Source organism: Tardiphaga sp. OK246, assembly GCF_900188215.1.
Taxonomy (GTDB): Bacteria; Pseudomonadota; Alphaproteobacteria; order Rhizobiales; family Xanthobacteraceae; genus Tardiphaga; species Tardiphaga robiniae.
Map to the genome: position 1 here is coordinate 239,399 of NZ_FZOX01000001.1, position 24,663 is coordinate 264,061.

Annotated in this window: 26 protein-coding genes; 12 read left to right on the plus strand and 14 right to left on the minus strand. The window is 62.2% G+C overall.

The window, feature by feature from the left end:
* Window positions 1-37: 37 nt before the first annotated feature.
* The 5 genes from CHC01_RS01130 to CHC01_RS01150 form a co-directional block, all read right to left on the minus strand.
* Entirely contained in the window at window positions 38-547 is a 510-nt protein-coding gene (locus tag CHC01_RS01130; RefSeq protein WP_089261720.1) for a P-loop NTPase family protein, read from the minus strand.
* A gap of 11 nt (window positions 548-558) precedes the next feature.
* Window positions 559-2,622 carry an elongation factor G gene (locus tag CHC01_RS01135; RefSeq protein WP_089261722.1) on the minus strand — a complete coding sequence of 688 codons (2,064 nt, stop codon included), beginning with the start codon at window positions 2,620-2,622 and terminating at the stop codon, window positions 559-561.
* A 184-nt stretch (window positions 2,623-2,806) separates the two neighbouring features.
* The gene (locus CHC01_RS01140) at window positions 2,807-3,283 is read right to left on the minus strand and encodes a DUF992 domain-containing protein (RefSeq protein WP_068731211.1); all 477 of its coding nucleotides are present in this window, start codon (window positions 3,281-3,283) and stop codon (window positions 2,807-2,809) included.
* A 179-nt stretch (window positions 3,284-3,462) separates the two neighbouring features.
* Complete coding sequence (locus CHC01_RS01145; protein WP_068731210.1) at window positions 3,463-3,993, minus strand: DUF992 domain-containing protein; 531 nt, start codon at window positions 3,991-3,993, stop codon at window positions 3,463-3,465.
* Between the two features lie 119 nt (window positions 3,994-4,112).
* A complete protein-coding gene (locus CHC01_RS01150) occupies window positions 4,113-5,315 on the minus strand; it encodes a pyridoxal phosphate-dependent aminotransferase (RefSeq protein WP_068731379.1) in 1,203 nt (400 codons plus the stop codon).
* 217 nt (window positions 5,316-5,532) lie between these two features.
* Here CHC01_RS01150 and CHC01_RS01155 point away from each other — a divergent pair, with 217 nt between their 5' ends.
* From CHC01_RS01155 to CHC01_RS01165, 4 genes are all read left to right on the plus strand, one after another.
* Window positions 5,533-6,759 carry a glycosyltransferase family 87 protein gene (locus CHC01_RS01155; RefSeq protein ID WP_089261724.1) on the plus strand — a complete coding sequence of 409 codons (1,227 nt, stop codon included), beginning with the start codon at window positions 5,533-5,535 and terminating at the stop codon, window positions 6,757-6,759.
* Between the two features lie 181 nt (window positions 6,760-6,940).
* Window positions 6,941-7,594: a glutathione S-transferase family protein gene (locus CHC01_RS01160; protein ID WP_089261726.1), complete on the plus strand. Its 654-nt coding sequence runs from the start codon at window positions 6,941-6,943 to the stop codon at window positions 7,592-7,594.
* 140 nt (window positions 7,595-7,734) lie between these two features.
* Window positions 7,735-7,908, plus strand: coding sequence for a hypothetical protein (locus CHC01_RS32185; protein ID WP_175367576.1), 174 nt, complete (start codon window positions 7,735-7,737; stop codon window positions 7,906-7,908).
* 82 nt (window positions 7,909-7,990) lie between these two features.
* Window positions 7,991-9,154 carry a PQQ-dependent sugar dehydrogenase gene (locus tag CHC01_RS01165; protein WP_089261728.1) on the plus strand — a complete coding sequence of 388 codons (1,164 nt, stop codon included), beginning with the start codon at window positions 7,991-7,993 and terminating at the stop codon, window positions 9,152-9,154.
* A gap of 7 nt (window positions 9,155-9,161) precedes the next feature.
* Here the strand turns inward: CHC01_RS01165 and CHC01_RS01170 are convergent, their stop codons facing one another.
* Entirely contained in the window at window positions 9,162-9,518 is a 357-nt protein-coding gene (locus tag CHC01_RS01170) for a DMT family protein (RefSeq protein ID WP_068731204.1), read from the minus strand.
* Window positions 9,519-9,779: 261 nt separating this feature from the next.
* Between CHC01_RS01170 and CHC01_RS01175 the strand changes: the two genes are divergently transcribed.
* From CHC01_RS01175 to CHC01_RS01185, 3 genes are all read left to right on the plus strand, one after another.
* Window positions 9,780-10,322 (plus strand): PAS-domain containing protein, encoded by a 543-nt coding sequence (locus CHC01_RS01175; RefSeq protein ID WP_374725693.1) that lies wholly within the window; start codon window positions 9,780-9,782, stop codon window positions 10,320-10,322.
* A 223-nt stretch (window positions 10,323-10,545) separates the two neighbouring features.
* Window positions 10,546-11,400 (plus strand): lyso-ornithine lipid O-acyltransferase, encoded by an 855-nt coding sequence (gene olsA / locus CHC01_RS01180; RefSeq protein ID WP_089261732.1) that lies wholly within the window; start codon window positions 10,546-10,548, stop codon window positions 11,398-11,400.
* 96 nt (window positions 11,401-11,496) lie between these two features.
* Window positions 11,497-12,438 (plus strand): aldo/keto reductase, encoded by a 942-nt coding sequence (locus CHC01_RS01185; protein WP_089261734.1) that lies wholly within the window; start codon window positions 11,497-11,499, stop codon window positions 12,436-12,438.
* A gap of 142 nt (window positions 12,439-12,580) precedes the next feature.
* Here the strand turns inward: CHC01_RS01185 and CHC01_RS01190 are convergent, their stop codons facing one another.
* Together CHC01_RS01190 and CHC01_RS01195 are read right to left on the minus strand one after the other, a co-directional pair.
* The gene (locus tag CHC01_RS01190) at window positions 12,581-13,807 is read right to left on the minus strand and encodes a DUF1501 domain-containing protein (RefSeq protein ID WP_089261736.1); all 1,227 of its coding nucleotides are present in this window, start codon (window positions 13,805-13,807) and stop codon (window positions 12,581-12,583) included.
* Window positions 13,804-15,297 (minus strand): DUF1800 domain-containing protein, encoded by a 1,494-nt coding sequence (locus tag CHC01_RS01195; RefSeq protein WP_089261738.1) that lies wholly within the window; start codon window positions 15,295-15,297, stop codon window positions 13,804-13,806. The genes CHC01_RS01190 and CHC01_RS01195 overlap by 4 nt, the downstream gene beginning before the upstream one ends.
* A gap of 122 nt (window positions 15,298-15,419) precedes the next feature.
* On the opposite strand from CHC01_RS01195, the gene CHC01_RS01200 reads away from it, so the two are divergent.
* Window positions 15,420-15,623 (plus strand): hypothetical protein, encoded by a 204-nt coding sequence (locus tag CHC01_RS01200; protein WP_089261740.1) that lies wholly within the window; start codon window positions 15,420-15,422, stop codon window positions 15,621-15,623.
* Window positions 15,624-15,676: 53 nt separating this feature from the next.
* Here the strand turns inward: CHC01_RS01200 and CHC01_RS01205 are convergent, their stop codons facing one another.
* From CHC01_RS01205 to CHC01_RS01215, 3 genes are all read right to left on the minus strand, one after another.
* The gene (locus CHC01_RS01205) at window positions 15,677-17,149 is read right to left on the minus strand and encodes a sensor domain-containing diguanylate cyclase (RefSeq protein ID WP_089261742.1); all 1,473 of its coding nucleotides are present in this window, start codon (window positions 17,147-17,149) and stop codon (window positions 15,677-15,679) included.
* 171 nt (window positions 17,150-17,320) lie between these two features.
* Window positions 17,321-18,016: a glutathione S-transferase family protein gene (locus CHC01_RS01210; protein ID WP_089261744.1), complete on the minus strand. Its 696-nt coding sequence runs from the start codon at window positions 18,014-18,016 to the stop codon at window positions 17,321-17,323.
* Between the two features lie 22 nt (window positions 18,017-18,038).
* Window positions 18,039-18,749 (minus strand): glutathione binding-like protein, encoded by a 711-nt coding sequence (locus CHC01_RS01215; protein ID WP_089261746.1) that lies wholly within the window; start codon window positions 18,747-18,749, stop codon window positions 18,039-18,041.
* Between the two features lie 214 nt (window positions 18,750-18,963).
* Between CHC01_RS01215 and CHC01_RS01220 the strand changes: the two genes are divergently transcribed.
* Together CHC01_RS01220 and CHC01_RS01225 are read left to right on the plus strand one after the other, a co-directional pair.
* Window positions 18,964-20,076, plus strand: a complete 1,113-nt coding sequence (locus CHC01_RS01220) for an MBL fold metallo-hydrolase (RefSeq protein WP_089261748.1) — start codon at window positions 18,964-18,966, stop codon at window positions 20,074-20,076.
* Between the two features lie 47 nt (window positions 20,077-20,123).
* Window positions 20,124-20,720, plus strand: coding sequence for an SCO family protein (locus CHC01_RS01225; protein ID WP_089263585.1), 597 nt, complete (start codon window positions 20,124-20,126; stop codon window positions 20,718-20,720).
* A 53-nt stretch (window positions 20,721-20,773) separates the two neighbouring features.
* On the opposite strand, the gene CHC01_RS01230 is transcribed toward CHC01_RS01225, so the two are convergent.
* Window positions 20,774-21,547, minus strand: coding sequence for a DUF4394 domain-containing protein (locus CHC01_RS01230; protein WP_089261749.1), 774 nt, complete (start codon window positions 21,545-21,547; stop codon window positions 20,774-20,776).
* Between the two features lie 153 nt (window positions 21,548-21,700).
* Between CHC01_RS01230 and CHC01_RS01235 the strand changes: the two genes are divergently transcribed.
* Together CHC01_RS01235 and CHC01_RS01240 are read left to right on the plus strand one after the other, a co-directional pair.
* The gene (locus CHC01_RS01235; protein WP_089263586.1) at window positions 21,701-22,279 is read left to right on the plus strand and encodes a sigma-70 family RNA polymerase sigma factor; all 579 of its coding nucleotides are present in this window, start codon (window positions 21,701-21,703) and stop codon (window positions 22,277-22,279) included.
* Window positions 22,276-23,040 (plus strand): anti-sigma factor, encoded by a 765-nt coding sequence (locus tag CHC01_RS01240; RefSeq protein WP_089261751.1) that lies wholly within the window; start codon window positions 22,276-22,278, stop codon window positions 23,038-23,040. The genes CHC01_RS01235 and CHC01_RS01240 overlap by 4 nt, the downstream gene beginning before the upstream one ends.
* Before the next feature lie 48 nt (window positions 23,041-23,088).
* Here the strand turns inward: CHC01_RS01240 and CHC01_RS01245 are convergent, their stop codons facing one another.
* On the minus strand, window positions 23,089-24,345 hold the full coding sequence (locus CHC01_RS01245; protein ID WP_089261753.1) for a hypothetical protein: 1,257 nt from the start codon (window positions 24,343-24,345) through the stop codon (window positions 23,089-23,091).
* Window positions 24,306-24,632 carry a hypothetical protein gene (locus tag CHC01_RS32190; protein ID WP_176454465.1) on the minus strand — a complete coding sequence of 109 codons (327 nt, stop codon included), beginning with the start codon at window positions 24,630-24,632 and terminating at the stop codon, window positions 24,306-24,308. Before CHC01_RS32190 ends, CHC01_RS01245 begins: the two co-directional genes overlap by 40 nt.
* Window positions 24,633-24,663: the final 31 nt, after the last annotated feature.

Consider the following 24,663-nt stretch of genomic DNA (forward strand, 5'->3'; position numbering starts at 1 on the left):
TATCATATGTGAGATATCTTCAATGATGTATAAAACATCACTTGAGCGGCGAAGCCGCCATGGTCGCCACGAACTGGGTGACAGCGGCGCGCGATGTCAGGCGTCGTTTGACGCCGCCGAAGTCGTCGAACAGCGCCAGGTGGCCAGCGAACGAACTCGACGTTTTGCGCTGCCAGTAGGCCTCGGCCCAAGCCAAAAAATCTGCATGTTCCTCGGCCGTCGCGCCACCCCAGGGGCCCCGGAGAGCGAGGCTATCACGACAAACCTCCGGGCTCATGTCGAGCCAGATCAATGCTGTGGCGCGCGGCAATGCCGCTTCGACCAGCCAGCCGTAAACGCCTTCGATGATCCAGTTCGACTTCACGGCAAGGGCGGCCACCAGTTCTTTGGCCTGCCCCTCGTCGCGCTTCACACCGACTTTGTCCAGCCAATGGATATGATCGAGATCCGTGCGTTCGCCGCCGACGCGGCTTTCAAGCTGCCGCGCCAGCGTGCTCTTGCCCGAGCCGCTATTGCCAATGATTACAACCCGCGGTCCAAGCGTCATGGGCCACTGTACTAAGCCGCCACCCGATGCGCCGCAACGATCTGGTCGGCGGCGCGGCCCGAGACTTCGGCCATGTGGTCGAAGCTGCGGGTGAAGCTGCCGGCACCCGCGGTGGCCGAACGCAACTCGACGATCAGGTCGCCGATCTCCGCTTCCGGCAACATCGCGCGCACCGTGTCCCAGCCCGGCCAGTTGTCACGGGTATCGAAGCCGAGGATCTGGCCGCGCCGTCCTGACAGAATGGCGTTGACCTTGGCCGTGGCCTCGGTGGGACAGACGATCTCCACCGTATGGATCGGCTCCAGCAGCACCGGCTGGCATTGCGGCAGCGCCTCGGTGAAACCGATCCGGGCAGCGGTCCGGAACGCCTGATCGGAAGAATCCACGCTGTGATAGGACCCGTCGGTGAGCGTCACCTGCACGTCGATGACAGGAAAACCGAGCGGGCCACGCTGCAACCCGTCGACGACGCCCTCCTGCACCGCGGGAATGTAGTTGCGCGGCACCGCGCCGCCGACCACCTTTTCCTGGAATGCAAAGCCCTCGCCGCGCGGCAACGGGCCGATCTCCAGCACAACGTCGCCAAACTGGCCGTGACCGCCGGACTGCTTCTTGTGCCTGCCGCGCTGGGTGATCGGTTTACGGATGGTCTCCTGATAGCCGATCACCGGCGCATGCGATTTGACGTTGATGCCGAAGCGCTCGTGCAGGCGCTCCATCGCCACGCGCAGATGCATCTCGCCCTGCCCCCACAACACCACGTCATGGGTCTGCGCATTATTGACCACCGCAAGCGACGGATCTTCCTCGGTCAGCCGCAACAGCGCCTGCCCGAGCTTGACGTCGTCCTTGCGATCGGCGGACGCTAGCGCCATCGCCAGCACGGGCGATGCAGCTATGACACTCACGACAGAGGCCGGCGCAGTCTTGCCGGTCGAGATCGTGTCGCCGGTCCTGACATGATCGAGCTTGCCGAGCGCGACGGTCTCGCCCGCTTCGGCCGATGCGCGCTTGCTGTCATGCCCGCCGCTCGCCGCAAGAATGCCGGAGACACGCCCGCTTTCGCCCGACGAGGACAGCAATGTTGCGCCATCATCGAGATGACCACTCAGCACGCGCGCGTAAGACAGCTTGCCGCCATGCTGTAGATGGCTGCTCTTGAACACGTAACCGATCGCATCCTTGCTGTCAGGCACGCCGAGGCGCTTGGCCGTCTCGGCCACGCCGGGTGCCTCGTGGCGTAGCGCCTTCATCAGCCGCAGCACGCCATTCTCGCGCATTGCCGAGCCCAGCAGCACCGGACAGATCAGACCTTCGCGCAATTCGCGCGCGAGATCGTCGAACACGGCGTCAGCCGGCGGCGCGATGTCGTCAAGCAACTGCTCCATCAGCGCGTCGTCATGATCCGCAAGCCTCTCCAGCATGGAGAAACGCGCCTCCTTCTCCCGATCGAGATCGCCGCCTTCGAGCTTGATGACTTCGGACGCCTTGTGCTCGCGATAGACGAAAGCGCGCTCCAGCGCGAGATCGACGAAACCGGCGACCAGATCGCCGTTCCAGATCGGGATCTGCCGCAGCACCAGCGGCACGCGCGAGGCCGGCTGCAATGTCGCCAGCGTCTCGCGCACGCGCTTGTGGGCGCGGTCGATCTTGTTGAGAAACAGAAATCTGGGAATGCCGAGGTCTTCGAGTTCGCGCAGGATCAATTGCAGCTGCGGCAATTTTCGCGCATCCGCCTCGCAAACCACGATGGCTGCATCGACGGCGGGTAATGCCGCGCGCATGTCATGTGCGAATTCCACCGAGCCCGGACAGTCGATGAATGTGTAGCTGTCGCCCATGAAGGTGGTGGTCGCCGCCGTCAGGCCGACGCCCATCTTGTGGGCTCTGGCTTCCGCATTGGCATCGCCGATGCTTGTCCCATTGTCGACGCTGCCGGCCCGCGGGATCGCCCCGGTGCGGGCCATGATCGCTTCAAGCAGTGTGGTTTTTCCGCTCTGGAAAGGGCCCACCAGCGCAATGCACTTTGCGGCATTGCCTTGTGGACCGCGGGGACTTCTCAGGTCTTGTCCCATTGCCGCCTCCTCATGTGGAGCTCGGCCCATGATTGGGTCGGCGGTCAATGCTCCGCCCGGTCCGGATATTTGGCAAGATGGAAAAGTTGCTGCGCTGCGATGAACGTGATCGGATTGCGCCATAAAAAATCCGGCTCCGCCATGGGCGAAGCCGGATGAATTTGTGTGAGCGATCGCCGCGGGATCAGCGACCGGGGCGCAACTCCAGGCTCTGCAGGCCGGCGGCGACATTCAGCCCCACCGACCCCTGCAGACTGAGCGGCTGCAGGGAGAAGGCGTTTTGCGAACCGCCAACCAGGACATTCGCGCCGACGCCGACACCAACCGACGCACTGCCCTGTGCGCCCGCATAGTTGCCGGACAGATCGCCGGGACCGCTATAGTTCACCGGCACGAACACGGCCCAGGATAGCGCGGTCTGTTCGGTAATACCGAGATCGATGCCCACCTTGCGGATCGTGGCGACATAAGGCTGGTCCGGACGACCGGTGCCGGTGAGCACGCAGCCGAGATTGGTCACCGAGCCCACGACGAATCCGACGCTGGCTCCGCCCCGGCAGTTCAAGACGCCGACCTGCACGCCTTGCTGCGACTGCGCTTGCGATGCAGTGAAAAAGGCGGCGGCAGCGATACCGAGAACAAGCGATGAGAGGCGGACCATCAGGAATCTCCGGGTGATGAACGGAAGTAAGGATGTAGATCGACTATCCATAGCTAATGATACCGCCCAATGACAGCGGCGCACGCGCAGCGCGCGCAACAAAAAAGGCCCGCTCGCGCGGGCCTTTTCGTTAACCTTGCCGGATCGCTTACGCGATCACAGCGATCGCTGGCGATCGCTTAGCGATGGCTGCGATGACGGCGCTTCTTGTTGTAGCGATGACCGCTGACCGGACCGGTCGCTTCCAGTTCGAGCTGCACGATGCCGCTGGCGACGTTCAAGCCGGTCTGGCCCTGCACCGAGATCGGCTGCAGCGAATAGGTGTTGCCCGGACCGCCAACGAGGAAGTTGCCGCCGAAACCGAGGCCAACCGATGCGTTGGTACCAACGCCGCCGTAGCTGCCGGCCAGTGCGCCGCGCGGCACGCGGGTGGTCGGAGCGAAGGCAGCCCACTGCACCGTGGTGTTTTCGGTGAAGCCGAGATCAAGGCCGAAACGGCGGATGTTGGCGACGTAACCTTCGGCGCGGCCACCGGCGCTCTGGAAGACGCAGTTGAGGTGCGCATTCGAACCGACCACGTAGCCGACGTTCTGGCCGCCACGGCACTCCAGCACGCCAACCTGAACGCTGCCAGGCTGCTGTGCATTTGCGGTCGCAACCGACGCCGCAAAGGCCACGGCCGTCAGGCCGAACATCTTGGAAAGTCGCATAGTGTTACTCCACCTTGGGGATTTTGATAGCGAGGGGACAAGAAGGAAGCGCCGTGTCGAAAACAAGGCGCTTCCCGGAATAAGCCCCGAAACCGTCAAAAGTTTCGGAGCGGGTTTTGTTACCGAAGATTTCCGCAGAAGCGCTGGATGCGCTTGCAGGCATCTTCGAGATCGGACGTCTTCGTCGCGTAGGAGATGCGGAATGCCGGGCCAAGGCCGAAGGCCGAACCCTGCACCACCGCCACGCCTTCGGTTTCCAACAGTTCTGTGACGAAGTCTTCGTCATTGGCGATAACCTTGCCCGAAGGCGCAGTCTTGCCGATGGTGCCGGCGCAGGACGGATAGACGTAGAATGCGCCTTCCGGGCGCGGGCAGTTGATGCCCGAGGCCTGATTCAGCATTGCCACCACGAGATCGCGGCGCTCCTTGAACACAGCATTGTTCTTCGGGATGAAATCCTGCGGACCGTTCAAGGCTTCCACCGCCGCCCACTGTGCGATCGACGACGGGTTCGAGGTCGATTGCGACTGGATCGTCGCCATTGCCTTGATGAGCTCGGCGGGACCACCGGCGTAACCGATGCGCCAGCCGGTCATGCAGTAAGCCTTGGAGACGCCGTTCACGGTCAGCGTGCGATTGAACAGGGACGGTTCGATCTGTGCCGGCGTGGTGAATTCGAAGTCGTCATAGACGAGGTGCTCATACATATCGTCGGTCATCACCCAAACGTGAGGATGCTTCACGAGGACATCGGTCAGCGCCTTGAGCTCCGACTTCTTGTAGGCGGCGCCCGTCGGGTTCGACGGCGAGCACAGGATGATCCACTTGGTCTTCGGCGTGATCGCTGCTTCCAGCGCTGAAGCCTGCAGCTTGAAGCCGAATTCTGCGGTGCAGACCACGGACACGGGCGTGCCGCCGGCCAGCGCCACCATTTCCGGATAGCTCACCCAATACGGCGCCGGGATGATGACTTCGTCACCCGGGTTCAGCGTCGCCATCAGCGCGTTGTAGAGCACCTGCTTGCCGCCGGTGCCGACGATGATCTGGTTCGGCTTGTAGGTCAGGCCATTCTCGCGCTGAAACTTGCCGATAATGGCTTCCTTCAGTTCGGGAATACCGTCCACGGCGGTGTACTTGGTCTTGCCGGCCTCGATGGCGTGAATCGCTGCCAGCTTGATGTTCGCCGGGGTGTCGAAATCGGGCTCGCCCGAACCAAGACCGATGACGTTGCGGCCGGCTGCTTTCAGCGCACGTGCTTTATCCGTCACCGCGATCGTCGCGGACGGCTTCACACGGTCGAGCGCAGCGGACAAAAACGACATCATCTTCTCCTGAGAAAGGTCGCGGACCCGCGGTCGGCGACGTCAAAATGGCTGATCCTGCTGGGATCGGCGCACCCTAGTGCGTGCGACGTTGCATCGCAAGAAGCTTGGGCAAAAACACATCTGGAAGTGATGCAATTCAGCAAGCGTTAAACGGGGGACGGTAGCGTCAACCGCACGTCGCAATCGACGATTTGGGCCAAAATGCACCCTTAAAATGATCTGGATCTGGCAGCACATTGAAAGCGGCGCATGGCTGACCCTCGAACGCGTGCGGGCTTACAGCCTGATCGTGCTCGCTTTGGGCACATTGGCCTTCGCCGGCTGGATTGCGGTCTCGGACGGCGCGATCGACCGCAATGGCAAGCCGATCGGGACCGACTTTTCCAACATCTATGCGGCGGGCCGGCTCACCCTCGAAGGCAAACCCGCCGACGCGTATGATCCCGCCCTGCAACATGCCGCGGAACAGCGGGTGTTCGGCCGCGATGTGCCGTTCTACGGCTGGCACTATCCGCCGTTCTTTCTCGGAATTGCCGCGCTGGTGGCCACGGTACCCTATGGATGGGGGCTCGGTCTGTGGCTCGTCGCCAGCTTCGCCGCCTACCTCGCCGCGATCCGCACGATCCTGCCCCGCCGGGAAACGCTGCTGGTGGCCGCCGCCTTTCCTGCCGTCTTCATAAATGTCGGTCACGGCCATAACGGATTTCTAACCACCGCACTGCTGGGCGGCGCATTGCTTCTGCTACATCGCCGGCCGTGGCTGGCCGGCGCGTTGATCGGGCTATTGGCCTACAAGCCGCAATTCGGTGTGCTGATTCCTCTCGCCCTGCTCGCCGACAGACGCTGGATCACGATGGTATCGGCCGCACTCACCGTCGCTGTCCTCATCGTATTGAGCACGGGGTTGTTCGGCGCCAGCATCTGGCAGGCCTTTGCCGACTCCACTGCTTTCACTCGCGATGTCGTACTCGAACAAGGCGGCACCGGGTGGCAGAAAATCCAGTCGATCTTCGCCGCAACACGGATGTGGGGCGCCGGTCTTCCTGTCGCTTATGCCGCACAGTTCAGTCTCGCAGCCGGCATTGCCATCAGTCTGATGTGGCTATGGCGCAGCCATGCAGCGTTCGAACTCAAGGCAACAGCGCTCGCGGTCGGCAGTCTGCTGGCGACGCCCTATGTGCTCGACTACGATCTCATGGTGCTCGCCATCGCCATCGCCTTCTTCGCGCGGCATGGACTCGATCATGGCTTTCGCGCGGGCGAGATCAGCCTGCTCGCATTGACCTGGATCATGCCGCTGCTGACGCGCAGCATCGCTGGCGCCATCGAACTGCCGCTCGGCTTTCTGGTGATGGTCGCTTTCTATATCATCGTGCTGCGGCGCGCACTCGCTGATAACAGCACATCGCGGCACCTTCACACACAGATCGCGGCAGCGTGATCTTCCATTGCCGAATGCTGCCTGACATACATTTTTCTCAATCCAGACTGCCGCAGCCGTTTTCGACTTTTTCCATTCCGAGGGCCTTGCGACAGGCTCGCATCAGCATCATTGTCTAACCGCGATCTGCGCTGGCCAATCGCGCAGTTGCCTTGACCTGAAATGAATTGAACATCTGCGAATGTACAAACTCTATTCGATGCAGCGCTCTGGCAATAGCTACAAGGTTCGCCTTGCGCTGGCGTTCCTGGACGCGCCTTATCGCGCCATCGAAGTAGACATCCTGCGCGGCGAGAGCCGTACCCCGGAATTTCTGGCCAAGAACCCCAGCGGTCAGGTGCCGCTACTCGAGATCGCCGAAGGCCGCTATCTCGCCGAATCCAACGCCATCCTGTGGTATGTCGCCATCGGTACATCTCTGGCGCCGGAATCGCGGATGGACCGTGCCGAAGCCATGCAGTGGATGTTCTTCGAGCAGCACGCGCTGGAGCCGAATCTCGGTGCCGCCTATTTCTGGCTGTGCCTGGTGCGCGGCGGCCGCGACCTGCAGACCCACGCGCTGGAAGACTGGATGGAGCGGGGCTATGCCGCGCTGCAGGTGATGGAGAATCACCTCAAGATCCATGACTTCTTCGCCGCGGGCCAGCTGACCATCGCCGACATCGCGCTATACGGTTACACCCACGTCGCCGAGAAGTGCGATTTCGACCTCTCCAGCTTTCCGTCGATCCGCCGCTGGCTGCGTCTGGTGGAAACCCAGCCGGGTTTTATCTCCATGGACTGGCACCCGACGTCGTCGGAATATGATACTTTGGACGTGGTTGCCGACGCTTAAGTCCTGAAATAGCGGGCATAAGCGCTGTGAATGCCATTTTCCCGCCATAGTTACGGCCAATCCCGCCCAAATCTCGCCTGCCGCAGCTGCGAATTTGTAGCACGCGGGTGATTCGCCCGCGATTTGAAGGATTTACGGCCATGATACGGTCGCTTCGCGTGGGTGCAGGATTTCAGGCGCGCCCCACGTCCATCGCATCCACCCGGTTGACCCACGCCGTCGCGGCGTCGCTCGCGGTTGGCTGTCTGTCGCTCTGCGTCATCCTCGCCCTCACCGTGATGTCGATCCCGGTGGCGAGTGCGATGCCGCTCTGACGGTCCCCACAACTCATAAACACTCAACCGCGATGCCGCGCATCGCTTATGCAACCTGCGACTCCGTGATGGAGCCATTTCGATGAAAAGGCCCGTGATCTGGGTCACTGTCACGTTGACGGCGGCTATCGTCGTGACCGCGACCCTTCTGATCGCCACGACCACCCGTGGCGAAAACACCTCGTTCGGCTCGTCGGCCGGCAGGCTCGAAGTACAGACCGTCGCCTCCGGTCTCGCTTATCCATGGGCACTGGCGTTTCTGCCCGAGGGCCGCATGCTCGTTACAGAACGGCCCGGTCGCATCCGTATCGTCTCGCCGCAGGGACAGTTGTCGCCTGCGGTGAAAGGCGTGCCCGAGGTGATGGCCGTCGGCCAGGGCGGTTTGCTCGACGTCATCACCGACAAGAACTACGCGCAGAACAACACAATCTACTTCTGCTACTCGGAACGTTCGGGCAGCGGCGGTCGCACCGCCGTGGCGCGCGGTAAGCTCATCGACGGCACTGCGCCGCGTCTCGACGACATGAAGGTGATCTTTCGCCAGGACGGCCCGCTGTCGTCGGGCAATCACCACGGCTGCCGTATTGTTCAGGCGCCTGACAGCAACCTGTTTGTCACGCTCGGCGAACACTATAGCGGCCGCGATCAGGCACAGAGTCTCGATAATCATCTCGGCAAGCTGATCCGCATCGCGCCGGATGGATCTGTGCCGAAAGACAATCCATTTGTCGGCCGCGACGGCGCCAGGCCGGAGATCTGGAGCTACGGTCATCGCAACCAGCAAGGCCTCGCCATCAATCCGGCGACCGGCGACTTGTGGGAGACCGAGCACGGGCCGCGCGGCGGCGATGAAGTGAACATCATCGGCAAGGGCAAGAATTACGGCTGGCCTGTGATCGGCTACGGCATCGACTATTCCGGCGCGAAGATCCACGAAACCACGTCGAAGGCGGGCATGGAGCAGCCGGTGAAATACTGGGTGCCGTCGATCGCCCCGTCCGGCATGACGTTCTATACCGGCGATCTCTTCCCGCGCTGGCGGGGCAGCCTGTTCACCGGCGCGCTGGCAGGCCAGATGCTGGTGCGGCTACAGCTCAACGGAAACACGGTCACGTCCGAAGAGCGCGTCCTGCAAAATCTCAACGAACGCATCCGCGACGTCCGGCAGGGACCGGACGGCGCACTGTGGCTGCTGACGGATAGTTCAGCGGGACGGATCTTGCGGATTACGCCGGCCGGGAAGTAAGCGGTCGTTACGACCACTTGTGGAAAATGAAGAACGCCCCGAGCGCGATGAAGGCAAAGCCCAGCGCGTGATTCCAGCCGAGCGGCTCCTTCAGATACAGCACCGAAAATGCAGCAAACACGACCAGCGTGATGACTTCCTGCATCGTCTTCAACTGGGCCGCATTGTAGACTTCGCTGCCCCAGCGATTGGCGGGCACCGCCAGCCAATATTCGAAGAAGGCAATGCCCCAGCTCACCATGATGACGAGGGGCAACGAGTGATCCTTGAATTTGAGATGGCCATACCAAGCGAAGGTCATGAAGATATTCGAGGCCAGCAGCATCAAAATCGGCAGCAGCAGCGGCGGAATGGTGAAGGGCATTCGATCGGGGTCCTTTTTAAATCCCGGCGCTAACATTCAGGGGCCGGCGCCGGTTCCGGTGGCATCGATAGCATTTGAAGCGAACAAGGGGAAAATGATGCCGGGCTCTTCACGCGCCGTTAGCTATACCGGCGGGAAATTGTGGGCCTTTTTGCAACCAGAGGCCAACCTGCGTTTCTTACCTTTGTACGGACACAGGTACAGCCGATGCAGTACGATTGGCGACTGATTCTCGATCCGGGAATTGAAACGGCGATCATTGTGATCGCAGCCGTCGGGATTACTTTGGCAATCCGCCTCTTCCGGCTGCGACGCGCGGCCCGGGCCCGCGAGAACGAGCAGCACGCCACTGCCCAGCGCCTTTCGGCTGCACTTGACCAGATCGATATCGGTGTCGTGCTTCTCAATGCCGACACCCGCGCCGAATTCATCAACCGCGCGTTTCGCGATTACTTTACGCTCCCCGATGAGAAGGCCGACAGCAAGCCGCCGCTGATCGCGCTGATGTATCACGCGCGCGATATCCACGCTTACGCCCTCCCCGACGACGAGGTCGACAGCTTCATCGCCAGACGCGTCGAGATGATCCGCGCCGGCACTTCCACGCCGACGACGTTGCGCCTCGCCAATGGCCGGGTGCTGCGGATGAGTTGCGCCGTGCTGCCCGATGGCGGGCGGATGCTGAGCTACACTCCGGTGACCGACCTCATTCGTCACACCGACGAGCTCTCCGAGCGCGACTATTATCTGGCGCTGCGCGAAGGCGACGTGTTCAGCTCCCACCGGCTGGACGCGGCCGAATAGGGCGCAATGCCACCTGTGGATATCCCGGGTTGTCATGGCGATGTCACTCGCCCCGGCTAGGCTCCTCATGCAGCCGGTTGCTTCCCCCCGTCGCCAATCGGGTGCTTCCCCAGCGGTCTCCGTCAGTTGCCGCGCTGACCGGGACCGCTTCTTTTTGCCGTGGTTTCTCTTAATTCAAGCAACTGACTTTGCCTGCGGAAGTCGGCCCCGGTATAATAAACCCATGATCCGTTTCGCCGCCGTCCTGATCTCCTTGACCATGCTGACGCTGCTGCTGGCGCCGTTTCAGCTGATCGCACTGGCCTTCGGCCTGCGCTGGCAGCGGAGTATTCCGCATCTGTTTCACCGCGTGCTTTGCGCATTGATCGGGGTGCGCATTCACGAGGTCGGCAAGCGGACGACGGACACGCCGGTCCTGATCCTCTCCAATCACGTCTCATGGCTCGACATCATCATCATCGGCGCCAGGGCGCCCGTGGTGTTCGTCGCCAAGAGCGAAGTTGCCAAATGGCCCGTGTTCGGCTGGCTCGCCAAACTGCAGCGCACGATTTTTGTCGAGCGCGAACGCCGGCAGAAGACCGGCGCGACGGCGCAGGAAATCGGCGACCGCATGCTGTCCGGCGACGCGGTGGTCCTGTTCGCGGAGGGTACCTCCAGCGACGGCATGCGCGTGCTGCCGTTTCGCTCGGCACTGGTCGGCTCGGTGCATCACGCGCTCGGCGATTCCACGCATCACAAAGAGATCACGGTGCAGCCGATGTCGATCGCCTATGTCGGCTTCGGTGGATTGCCGGTCGGCCGCGCCTTTCGCGAAAACGTGGCGTGGTATGGCGACATCGATCTGATCCCGCATTTCATCGGCATCCTGTCGTCGGGCGCCATCGACGTCGTCGTAAGCTGGGGCGAAGCCGTCGCCTATGACATGTCCGCTGATCGCAAGACCATCACGCGTAACGCGGAAAACGCTGTACGGCGCATGACATCCGCAGCCCTGCGCGCCGGCCCGCCGCGGAAGACCCCGACCGCCGCGCCCGCACCCGAAGTTCAAACGCCCGAGTCCGCTTCCGCAATCGCCTGAGCGCCCGCGCGACTGCCATGATGCAGCGCGTCTTGCTGCGCGATGAGGCGCGCGCCATAACCTTGGTCCGCGCTTCCCTCACAAGGCACACTCATCATGGAAATCCGCAATCTCGGCCGCTCCGGCCTTCGCGTCTCCGCCGTCGGTCTCGGCTGCAACAATTTCGGCCAGCGCACCGATCTGGAGACCGCGCGCAAGGTCATCCACAAGGCGATCGATCTCGGCATCACGCTGTTCGACACCGCCGACATCTATGCCGGCATGGGCGGCTCCGAGACGGTGCTGGGTGAAGTGCTGGGCGATCGCCGCAAGGACATCGTACTCGCGACGAAATACTGCAAGCCGATGAGCAATGACGGCAGCAAGCAGGGCGCCTCGCGCCGCTACATCATGAGCGCCGTCGAGGCCAGCCTGAGGAGGCTGAAGACTGACTATATCGATCTGTATCAACAGCACGATTACGATGCGCTGACGCCCATCGAAGAGACGCTGCGCACGCTCGACGACCTCGTGCGTCAGGGCAAGGTGCGCTATATCGGCAATTCCAACTTCCCGGCTTGGCGCATCGCCGAAGCCGAGATGGCCGCGCGCCAGATGGGCGTCGCGCCCTTCGTGTCGTGCCAGGACGAATACAGTCTCGTCGTCCGCGACATCGAGAAGGACCTGCTGCCGGCCGCGCAGCATTTCAATCTCGGCCTGCTGCCGTTCTTCCCGCTCGCCGGCGGCATGCTGACCGGTAAATATGCCGGCCTGAAGAACGTCCCCGCCGATACGCGCTTCGGCAAGACCCCCTATATGCAGGAGCGCTATCTGAACCCGCGCAACATCGCCTTGGTCGATCAACTGCAGGCCTTCGTCAGCGCGCGCGGCCATTCGATGCTTGAGCTCGCCTTCTCGTGGCTCGCCGCCCGCCCGCAAGTCTCCAGCGTCATCGCCGGCGCATCATCGCCCGAGCAGATCGAGCAAAATGTGAAGGCGGCGCAGTGGAAGCTGACGACGGACGAGATGAAGGAAATCGACGGGATTACATTGGGGTAGTTAAACGCGCAGATTCTTCCCCTCTCCCCCAGCGCGAGGGCTCTATCGTGCTTGCGGCTAGACCCTCTCCCGCCTTCGCTTCGCTCAGGCACCCTCTCCCACTGCGCGCAGCTACGCTGCGCTTGGGGAGAGGGGAAGCAAGCTACCCCACCAATCCCTTGGCCGGCTTCACCAACGCACTGTCAGGAAACACCTGCTCGGCCAGTGCACGCTCGCTGATGCCGAGATGATCGTGCAGCACGCCCTTGAAGATCGCGCGCAGATCCGTGGTTGGCGCGAGATCGCGGGCTTCATAGAGCTTGCCATTCGCAAGGCCGGGCCAGTCCGCAATCACCCGGCCGCCCTTGACCGCACCACCCGCAAGCAACGCAATCGTGCCGGTGCCGTGATCGGTGCCGGCCGTGCCGTTGATCTTGGCGGTGCGACCGAACTCAGTGGCGACAACGACAATGGTGTCCTTCCAATGCGGCCCAAGCCCGCTCTCGAATTCCGCCAGCGCGCCATCGAGACCGCCGAGCAATTGCGCAAGACGCCCGACCGGGCCACCTTCCTGTGCATGAGTATCCCAACCATCGAAGGCCAGCGCCGCGATGCGCGGGCCGTCATCCGCGGCCATCAGTTTCGCCGCGCCGCGTGCGACCTGACGCATCGCCGCTACGGCATTTCCGCCGCCCTTCGGCTTCATCTCGTCGCCAACGGCAATCTTGTCGAGCTTCAGGCCTTGCGACAGCGCCGTCGCCAAAGCGGGATCGCGGTCCTGATAGAGTTGCATCAGCCGCATCGCCGTATCATCGGCCGCATTGGGCAGATTGACCGGCGCCCAGCCAACCGTCGGCGCGGCGCCGCGCAGCACCAGCGGCGTGGTCGGTCCGATCGCAAGACCTGACGAGACGCGTTCGCCACGCGGCAGCGATTCAATGGCGCGGTTGAGCCAGCCCGACTGCACGCGGCCGGGGCCGGCATAGCCGCTCTCAAGCACGTCCTGGCCGTCGAAATGCGAGCGCTCGCGATAGGACGTCGCGACCGCATGGACCACGGCCGCTTTCTTGTCGCCATACATCCGCGCGAATTCCGGCATCGCCGGATGCATGCCGAAGAACGAGTCCAGCGCGATGGCTGCGTTCGGGCCATCCTTCGCCAGCGCAATCGAGCCGTGCAGGCCGGCGTAATCGGGATCGCCGAGCGGCGCGACGGTGGCCAGACCATCGAGCGCACCGCGCAGGATCACGACGATCAGGCGCGGATCGCGCGCGTCGGCGGCCCTAGCGAATTTCGGCAGATAGGCCCACGCCGCAAAGGCTGCGCCTGACAGCAAGAGCGATCGGCGCGTGGGGCCGAGCATGCGGCTTTCACAGCAGTCCATCGTCATCTCCTCTGGAATTCCGGCGACATCAGCAGCAGCGTCAGTGCCTGCTGCCGCGTCTCCGCGCGCGCGATCGTCTGTCGTGTTTCGGACGAGGCCGCCTCGCCGGCGACCACGTCGAGCATCTCGCGCGGATCGATACTGTCGGGAATGCGCGACGAAACCTGTGCGGCGAGATCGAGCCGCAGCTTCATGCCTTCGGGCACGGCCCAGGCGGCATTGCCGTCCGGAAAGCCGTTCGGCCCCGGCGGTGTCCAGAGCGGCTGGCCAAGCGTCTGCAGTCCCGCAAAGTAACGGCCGGGATCTTCGGGGATGCGCGCCAGCAGGCGGCCGGTAGAGATCAGATATTCATAGGGCGTGCGCAGCTTGGCCATCGGCATCTGCCAGGCTTCATTGGAATCGAGCAGCGTCAGCGCCAGCGCCTTCAGATCGCCGTCGGTCTTTTTGAACACGCCTTCCAGCCGCGCCAGCAGTGCCGGCGGCGGCGCATCAGCCACGAAATGCTGCGCGAATTTCCTGGCGATGAATGTCGCCGTCGATGGCTGCCGCGCAAGATCGGCGAGCGCTGTTTCGCCTTGCGCGACGCCGCTGTCGTCATAGGTCTTGCCCAGCAATTGCTGCGGCCCCGGTTCATGCGCATTGGCGTTGAAGGCAAAACTGCCGGGCGTGCCGATCTTTCCTTCGCGTCCGGCAAAGGTCCAGCCGGTGATGATGCGCGCCAGCGACGTCACATCGGCCTGCGTGTAACCACCGCCGACGCCGAGCGTATGCAGCTCCATGATCTCGCGCGCGAGATTTTCATTGAGGCCGCGCTTGCCCCTCTCACCGGCTTTCGAATTCGGGCCGATCGATTGCTGGTTGTCGAGAAAGAACAGCATCGCCGGATGCTGTTCGACGGCTTTCAGCATGTCGGCAAATTTGCCCAGCACATAGGGGCGGATCGCCTCGCGTTCGAAGGAGCCAGCCCACATCCGCGCCGGGTCGCCCTTGCTGGCCGAGATGCAGAAATGGTTCGACCAGAACACGACGAGGCGTTCGACAAAGCCACCCTCGGTAATGGTCGCGCGCTGGATCCGCGCCAGCGCTTCTGCGCGATAGGTCTTCTGCACCACATTGGGCGGCAGCGCGACGGCCGGCGGCGGCTTCGGTGCGTCAGGCTGCACGGTCATGGTCGTATTGCCGGTCATCGCGGGAGCTTCCGGCTTCCTGTCCATCGCAGCCGGCGGCGCTTCAACCGGCACCAGCCCCGGCGTCTTCAGCGCCGCCTCGCGTGCCGTTTTCACTTCGAGCTGATAGGCGAACATCGCCTGCCCCAGCTCGGTCGTGGATTGCAGGCCGGGCAATTCCAGCAGCGCCGCATTGGGGCGCGCCAGCTCGGCCTTCACGAAGCCGCGGGGATCGGAGGCCGCATTGACGATGTCGCCGGAAGCGCCACCCCGCGCGCCAAAGCCGAATCGGTTCAGCGCGATCAGCGCACCTTGCGGGTCGCGGGCCATCGGGTTTCCCTCACTCTGCCTTCGTCCTATGATGCATCTGGCCGTCACAGGCGCCACACCCGATATACGGGTGGAACAGATGAACCCGGCATGAAAATCGCGCTGAAATTTGGGCTGCTTTCATGAATTATCGGACAGAAAGCTTAAAGCCGCTCAGCCGCAGCCTCACCTGCTCGGACTGCGGGACTGAATTCGGCTGCGACCTGTCCGGCAATTGCTGGTGCGCCGAGGAGACCGCGAAACTGCCGATGCCGACCACAGGCGGCGATTGCCTGTGCCGCGACTGCCTGCGCGCCAAGGCAGCGGCGGCGCACGCCACGACCTGACGGACGTGGTGATCCGCATGGCGCGCGATTGCGCATCGGCTCCCGCAGCCTGCTTACACCATGCCCGCGCTGCGCCGGTCACGATCGGGTTGCGCATAGTAGCTGCGCTTGGCTTGCAGCATTTCCATATCGGCGCGCTTGACCACGGCTTCGAGCCGCTCGCCCGTCCGGCTGGTGGCAATCCCGGTGGAGAGGCTCAGCGTCAGATCCGGATAGTACTGGTTGTTGACCTCGATCAGTCGCGCCAGCGAGGCAAGTACAGCTTCGCCGCCGGCAGCATCGACTCCGGGCAGCAAGATGGCGAATTCGTCGCCGCCGATGCGCGACACCGTCGCCGGCTTTTCGACCAGTTCGCCAAACACTTCACCGGCCCGGCGCAGCAACCCGTCGCCGGCGGCATGGCCAAGATCGTCATTGGCAGTCTTCAGCGCATTGAGATCGGCAACGATCACGGTGACCGGTTGCGATCCCTTGCGTTCGAGCCGGTTGAGTTCGTCCACGAAGAACGAGCGGTTCGTGGTGCGCGTCAATACGTCGTGGGTGCCGAGATATTCCAGATAGGCTTCCGCCTTCTTGCGCGCGGTGATGTCGGTCAGCGCGACCTGCACCTGTGACCAGTCGCGCTCATGCCCGGGCAACACCGAGAACTGCAGCAGCAGATGCAGCTTGGTGCCGTCGAGCGCGTAGTTGACGACCTCACGCTGCTGGAACAGCTTGCCCTCCCACAGGTCGATAAGTTGTTCGCGGAAATGCGGCTCCATCTCGTCGCGAAACACATCCGACAATTGACGGAGCAACGTGTCCTTGTCGGGCGCTCCGAACAATTCCAGCGTACGGCTGTTGACATCGAGCACACGGATCTCGCTCATGCAGCGCAAAACGAATTCCTCGTGCACATCCGTGAACACGCGAAAATCCTCGATGCCCCGCGCGCGAACGTCGTCCACCAGGCGCTTGACGCCGCTGAAATCCTCGACCCACAGCGACACCGGCGAATGCGCGAACAGGCCGAACGCATAATTCTCGCTCTCTGCGAGGCGACGACGCGCGCCTTCACGTTCGGTCACATCCTCGATGGCGATCATCACGCGATCCCAGCGCTCTTCATGCCCGGGCAGAACAATGCCGTGCAGCTGGATGTCGAGCCGCTCGCCCTTGAGCGTGTAGTTGACCGTATGGCTGGAAAAATGATTCCGGCCGCTCCAGAGCTGGGCCAGTTCCGACACATGACTCTTGAACGTATCGTCGCGCATCACCAGGCCGAGACTGAGCGTCAGGTGAGACAGGTCGCGCGCGCCGAACAGTGACAGCGTCTTGCGATTGACCTTGAGAATGCGGATGTGCTGCGAGCACTCACGGACCCGCTCGGGATTGGCGAGCAGGAATGTCTCGATGTCGTCGACGCCCTGCGCCTGCCACTGTTCGAACAGCCCCTTCACATCGCTGTAGTCCTCGATCCAGAGCGAGACCGGGGCAAGATCGAACATCACGGCATCGTCGGCGAGATTGGTAGGCGGAACGGACATAGAGACCTTGGCGCGTGAGACAGCGTGAATCGTTGAGGTATTCCCTTATAGCGAGAGTTACAGGGAATATCCTCGGATTTTCACGAAGGCACCAAGCACCATCGAGAACAACGCTGGTATGCGGACATGAATACCAGCGTTGCTCAATTCATCGCCCGTAGAGAGTGGAACTCAGACCGGATAGCCCGCCGAGTTCCGCGCCATGCCGTTAAAAGCATCAAGCATTCTTTCGCGCCATGCATAGATCGCGTCGTCTTCCGCCAGCAGCTTGAACGGCGAGATCGCACGCGCCCACTGGAACGGACCGAATACGATGTAGTCGGCATAGTTTGGCGCGGCGCCACCAAGGAACGGCTGCGTCTTCAGGGTGAGGCGCATCGGATCAAGCGACTTGCGGAAGGCATCTACGCCCGTGTCGCGATTGGATGCGACCTCTTCCAGCGACTTCTTGAACCGCGCTTCGCGGCTCTCGCGGAAATAGGCCTGATCGACCGGACGCAGATGACCGTGAATATCCGCGACAATGAACGGAAACATGCCGGCGACCACGACCGTGTCGCCCCACCAGTTCAGCATCCGCCCCATGGCGCGACCGCCCTCGCCGCCGAACAGTGACGGGCGATCCGGATAGGTGTCTTCGAGATAATTGGCGATCGCCCAGGAGTCGTTGACCGCGCGCTCACCATCGAGCAGCACCGGCACCTTGTCGGATTTGTGCTTGTTTATCGCGTCCTTCTCGGTGAAGCGCCACGGGATCGATGTGGCGTCGAGGCCCTTATGTGCCAGCGCCATCCGGATGCGCCAGCAGAACGGGCTGAAGGGACGATCTTCTTCGGTGCCGACCAGTTCGAACAGTTGCAGCGCCATGATTGCTTCTCGTAATTCTGAGCTAACTCTTCACCACAGCCGAGGTCTGGCCGAACAGTAGCTTGCGCTCTTCGTCGGTGCGGATCGGCGGCTGGCCGAAATTCGGATTGACCTCTTTGGCGATCTCGTATGCACGCTTGACCGCCGGCCGCTCGGCGATGGTTTCGAGCCAGCGCTTGAGATGCGGGAAGTCGTTGATGTCCTGGCCCTGGTTCTTGTAGGGCACGATCCAGGGATAGCTCGCCATATCGGCAATCGAATAGTCGCCGGCGATGAACTTGCGATCTGCAAGGCGCTTGTTGAGCACGCCATAGAGCCGGTTGGTCTCGTTCACATAGCGGTCGATGGCGTAAGTGATCTTTTCCTGCGCGTAATTGCGGAAGTGATGGTTCTGTCCGGCCATCGGACCAAGGCCGCCCATCTGCCAGAACACCCACTGGATCGCATCATAGCGCACGGCGAGATCGCCCGACAGGAACTTCCCGGTCTTCTCGGCGAGATACATCAACATCGCGCCGGACTCGAACACCGAGATCGGCCTGCTGCCACTCTTGGGTGCATGATCGACCAGCGCCGGAATGCGGTTGTTCGGCGCGATGGCCAGAAACTCGTCCTTGAACTGGTCACCCTTGCTGATATTCACCGGAATGATCTTGTAGGGGAGCCCCGTCTCCTCAAGAAAGATCGTGATCTTGTGGCCGTTCGGCGTGCTCCAGTAATAGAGATCGATCATCGTTCAATCCGTTTTGCGTGATGAGGCAACCCGCAAACCCGACCGAAGGCCGATTGAATGCGACTGCATGAAATGTTGCCGGATCATCGGATCAAGTCAATGCAATTTGCTCCGCCTCCGATGATCTTCGAAAGATCATTCCCTGCCAGTGGCGCATCCGGTCTGTTATCAAACGGAAACTCCGCACAGGCGGATGATTTCCGGGAGAGATGCCATGACCGCAGATATCCGCCGCCGCGACTTTCTCAAGACCTCGGCAGCCTTTGCTGGCATGGCTGCGGCCGGATTTTCCTGCGTGGAGGTTGCCAACGCGGCGCCGATCCAGGTGCCGACCGTCGATCGGCTCTCGATCCGCGTGCTCGTCGATCAGCAGCACGATCAATTCCTGCGCGGCAGCACGGTAAATGGCGTGGTGCATGAGGGGCCAGGACCGGCCCGCAGCGCCGATGCGCGCAACGTGCTGCACAATGAGTGGGGCCTGTCGCTGTTTCTGGAATCGCAGCGTGAGCAGGACAAGCGTAATATCCTGCTGGATTTCGGCTATACCTCGCCGGCGATCATCAACAATATCGGGCTGCTCAAGGTCGACCCGGCCTCGCTCAACGCGCTGATCGTCAGTCACGGACATATCGATCATTACGGTGGACTGATCGGCTTTCTCGAGCAATATCGCAGCGTATTGCCACCCGACATCAAGCTCTATGCCGGCGGCGAGGATAATTTCTGCCACCGCGTCAGCCGCGCATCGACCGGTCAGTTCGGCGAAGGCGGCATCCTCGACCGCAAGCAGATCGCCGCGCAGAAGGTGCAGACCGTTCTCTGCGAAACCCCGACGGTGATCGAGGGCCATGCTTTCACAACAGGCAAGATCAAGCGTAACAGCGTCGAGCGCGTGCTGCCCAACACCTTCGTGGACTACAAGCCGGACAGCGCAGGCTGCGACTACGGCCACTATACGGCTGCCGAACTGCAGGGCAATTTTGCACCGGACGAACACGTCCACGAACACGCCACCTGCTTCAACATCCGCGGCAAGGGGCTGGTGGTGATCAGCTCCTGCGGCCATGTCGGCATCGTCAATTCGGTCCGGCAGGCGCAGGAGATATCGGGCGTGCAGAAGGTACACGCCGTCGTCGGCGGCTTTCACCTCGGTCCCGCCCCTGCCGACTACCTCAAGCAGATCGTCGGCGAGATCAAGAAGCTCGAGCCCGATGTGGTCATCCCGATGCATTGCAGCGGTCTCAACTTCCTTCTCGAGGCGCGCGCGCAGATGCCGGACAACGTCATCAACGTCTCGACCGGCAGCCGCCTGACCTTCAGCGCGTGACCTCGCGCGCCGCACGCGCCTTCTGGTACCGGACCGGCATAGCCGCCATGGCTGCGCTGTGGCTCGGGTGCTGGAGTGCGGCGCCCGCCTCGGCGCAGGGGTCGTCCCGTTCGGCAGCCGAATTGATGGACGCAGTGATGTGGAATCGCGAGCCGATCGGCGGCGCGTTCCAGCTTATCGACCAGTCGGGCCATGCCCGCAGCGACCGCGACTATCGCGGCCAGCTGTTGCTCGTGTATTTCGGTTTCACCTATTGTCCGGACATCTGCCCGACCGACCTGCAGGCCATCGGACTGGCGATGGACCGGCTTGGCGCCGACGCCGCTCATGTGCAGCCGCTCTTCATCACTCTGGATCCCGAGCGCGACACCCGGGAGCAACTGGCGCAATATGTGCCGATGTTTCACCCGAAGCTGATCGGCCTGACCGGCAGCACTGCCGCGATTCATGCCGCCGCCGAAGCGTATCGCGTTTATTACAAGCGCATCGACTTCGACGACAGGCCGACCGACTACACCGTCGATCACTCGGCCTTCGTCTATCTGATGGACCGCGACGGAAAATATCTCGGCTTCTTTCCGCCCGGCACCTCTGCCGAGAAGATGGTCGATATGATCCGGCCGTATCTGGGAACCGGAAAATAGAGATGCCGCGCCCTTGAGAGCGCAGCATCGTGATAGAAGTGATCGACTGAAGCTTACATGCCCATGATCGCGATATCCGTCACCTTGCCGGTGACGCCCGAGATTTTGACGGCTTCGGTCGCCTTGCCGGTGGCGAGATCGACCGAATAGAGCGTACCGTCGGCCATCAGCCAGGCTTCGTTCCTGGTGCCGTCCGACCAGATGTCGAAGGCGACGCTCGCCGGTTTGATACCGAGCTTGCCGACCGCGCCGAGAATGCCGTCATTCGGTGGCGCCTGCTTGACCAGAGCACCGATGGTGCCGTCGATGTTGAACAGCGCGGTCTCCTTGGTGCCCTTCACAGAGTTTGTGTAGGCGCCGGCGATGACATTCGGCTTCTCGCCCTTGTGCATGTCGGTCTCGGCATATTTGTGATCGCCGTCCTTCGTCACCTTGCCGTCCTCGACATTGGCGCGCAGGCTCATGCCATCCGAGCCCATCACGCGCAGACGGTCGGCCACCGGGTTGAAGTCCACAGTGGCGGTGACGCCCTTGGCCAGCATGGTGTCGAGCTTCGACTTCGCCGTCGCCTTGCCGTCCGCGGCAATGGTGACCACGGTGCCGTCATCGACCACCCCATAGAGCATGCCATCGGCCGGACGGACGTCGATGCCGACCAGCGCGCCGGAAATACCAGTGACCTTGACGGACCCGGTGGCCATCTTCTTGGTGGTATCGACCATGGCGATGGTGTCGCCACCGACCAGGGCTGCGACCTGGGCGGCATTGGCGGCGGCGGATGTCAGCAGCAGCGCGGCGGAGGCGGCAAAAAGCGAACGAAATGACATGAGTGGCTCCCTGTGTTTCCGCGGTCCCCTCGGGACCGACACAAGGACTACCGGCGGGCCCTCCCGACTGGATGCACGCCCCTGAAAATAAATTCATTTGGGTGCATCCAATTGCGCGCAGCAAAGGTAGACTGACCATGCAAGGGCATGGACATGACTGGGAATGGCACCATCACCGAGACCCGGCGCGACGAAGCGGGCCTCGACCACGCGCGCGAGGCGCAGCTGTCGGCCGCGCTGGCGCGATGCGCCGCCGGCGACCGGGCGGCTCTGCAGATGATCTACAACAGCGAAGCCCCGAAGATGATCGGCGTCGCCCGCCGCATCCTGTTCCGGCAGGATCTGGCGGAGGAAGCCGTGCACGATGCCTTCGTGCGGATCTGGGGCGCGGCCGCGTCGTTCGATCCGCATCGCGGCTCGGCGCGCGGCTGGCTCTATGCCGTCGTGCGCAATCGCGCGCTCAGCATTCATCGCAACGAGCATCGCTATGACGCGTCCGACGACAGTGCGCTGGATATCGACTGCGAGGCGACCATGACGCGGATGCCCGAGACATCGGCGCTTCGCAAATGCCTGGAGCGCATCGACCGGCCACGCCGCGATGTCGTGGTGCTGGCCTATGTCCATGGCATGAGCCACGGCGAACTGGCCGGCCGGCTGAAGGTGCCCTTGGGCACCGTGAAGAGCTGGGTCCGCCGCAGTCTGTTCGCACTGCAGGAGTGCATGGGATGAGCATGCACGACGACAACACGCATTCCACCGACGATCTCGCCGCCGACTATGTGATGGGCCTGCTGGAAGGCACCGAGCTCGCCGCTGCCGAAGCGCGCATGACCGACGATGCCGATTTCGCCAGGGCCGTCAGCACCTGGCGCGAGCGATTGGCCGATCTCGACGCCACAGCCGAAGCGCTCGCCCCCAGTGCCGCACTGTGGGACCGCATCGCCGACTCCACCAAGGTGAAACCGGCGATCCCGCTGCCTGGCGCCCGCGCCGCGCTGCGCGGCGCAACGCTGTGGGACAATATCGGCTTCTGGCGCGGCACCGGGATCGGCGGGGTGTTCGCGGCCTTGATGCTTGTGGTGATCCTGATCGGCGCGCTCGCAACGTCGCGCCAGCTCCGCCGCGAACTGATCGCGCTGGCGCAGCGCAAGCCGATCTATGTCGCCGTGCTGGTCAACGACACCACCAGGGAAACCGGCGCCATCGTCAACACCTTCTCCGACGGCCGCGTCGAACTGATCCCGCTGCGCCCGATCGACGTGCCCGCCGGCCGCACGCTGCAGGTCTGGACCCTGTGGGATCGCGACATCGGCCCGAAGTCCATCGGTCTCACCGGACAGTCGCGGACATTGCAGCTCGATCTGGAAGCATTGCCGGATACTGTAGCAGATCAGCTGTTCGAGATCACACTGGAGCCCGAAGGCGGCTCGCCGATCGGTCGTCCGACCGGGCCGATTTTGTTCAAGGGGAATGCGGCAAGGGCGCTTTAAGCCTCCTCATCGCTCGTGCCGAAGTCACGCCCCGCGAACTGAACGCCATCACTGAGTTGTCGGTTGCGTAGGCTTGTCCGGCTTCGCAATGGAGCCGGTTGGATCAGGGTCCCGGGCGGCTGGACTGGAAGACGATTGCGGTGGACTTGCTGAGGGCTTTGACGGGGGCTGCGCAACTCTTGTGGCTCTCGGTGCAGCGGCACTATCGATGCGATCAAAGCGATCATTCGGATGACTGAGATTGACCTGAATCGACTGCTTCGTCGCATAGGCAGAAGCTTTGGTCATCAGCGCACCGCATTCCGTCTCCGTAAGATAGTTCGTGCAGGACCGCCAGATAAAACGGCTAACGAGCATAAAGTGTGGCGCGTACGCTTCAACATAGGGGTTTGTATAGTTCATGTTACGAACGAAATTGCGCCAAAGCGAAAGACTGCCGCCACCTCGACTTAAAATGTAGTAAACATAGTCGCGTTTGTCGCAAGGCTCCATGTTTGTGAGCGCAGGCGTACCATCCGCGTTGAAAAGACGAGCGGCATCAGTGCTGACATTGAGGTTGCAGGCCTTGTTGAGCGAATCCAGGATGACCCACATGTTCAGCTCAAGCGCATCCCTGTACAGTGGCAGCAAGATGAGCGTCGGTCCGAGGCTGGAGAAGCTCAGATTGAGCAGATCATCCACGATATTTGTCGCTTCATTCGCAGCCATGACAGTGAAGATAGCAGCTTTGGCCGATGCAGACAGAACCGGGATTTCACCCACAAGCTTATCGCGGATCGTGGCAAGTTTTGCGTTCGTCTTCTCGTTGAACAGCGCACTCAGAGCTAACCGGTAAAGCGCATAGTCAAGCCGTGCCATCTTCTCATCGAAAAATTGACAATTGGCCGGCTCCGCAAAGGCGATAGTTTTGAAAGTGGCACTCGCCGGCGCATCGCTCGCGACCTGCGCCATCCATTCCGTTAGTGTCCGATTTTGTCGATCCTCACGTGCATCTCCACGATTTTGGTAGAGGCAGGCATAGGCCTCGAAGGCAACACTCAGGGTCTCCTTCAAACTTCCTTCGATCGCCGCTCGGTCTGCTTGATTGTGCCCGCCCTGCCGCGCCGCTGCCATCAAGACGCCAATCAGCATGTAAGATCGAAACAACCGGTGACTCTTAGTGTGCGCCGTAAACAGTACGTAGTCTTCGACCTCTGCTACTACGCCACCCCGACGATCAATCTCCGCGCACCCCGTCAGCATTGACGCCACCAGAACAAGCGCCGTCATTCGCGCAGTAAAGCGCGTCGCGAATCCTGAAAACATGATCGCCCCCAAGCAAATCTTTGATTTGTAATGAGGTGAAGCTCGCCAGATTCGCGGCACATCCCGTAGTTGATATTTATCAGGGCATTTCCTTTGATTGATTTATCCACATCAATCGCTTTCGGGTTGAGTGTCCATTCGCGCAGCTGGCGCAGCACGGCGGCGCCCGTCGCTTCGTCGTGGTCCCGACTGTCGCCGGAAATCGTCGCCGACCAGCCGTTCGAGATCACCCGGGAGCACGAAGACGGCTCGCCGGCCGGCCATCCGACCGGGCCTGTATCGTTCAAGGGCAATGCCGCGCGGGCGTTGTAGTCTCAC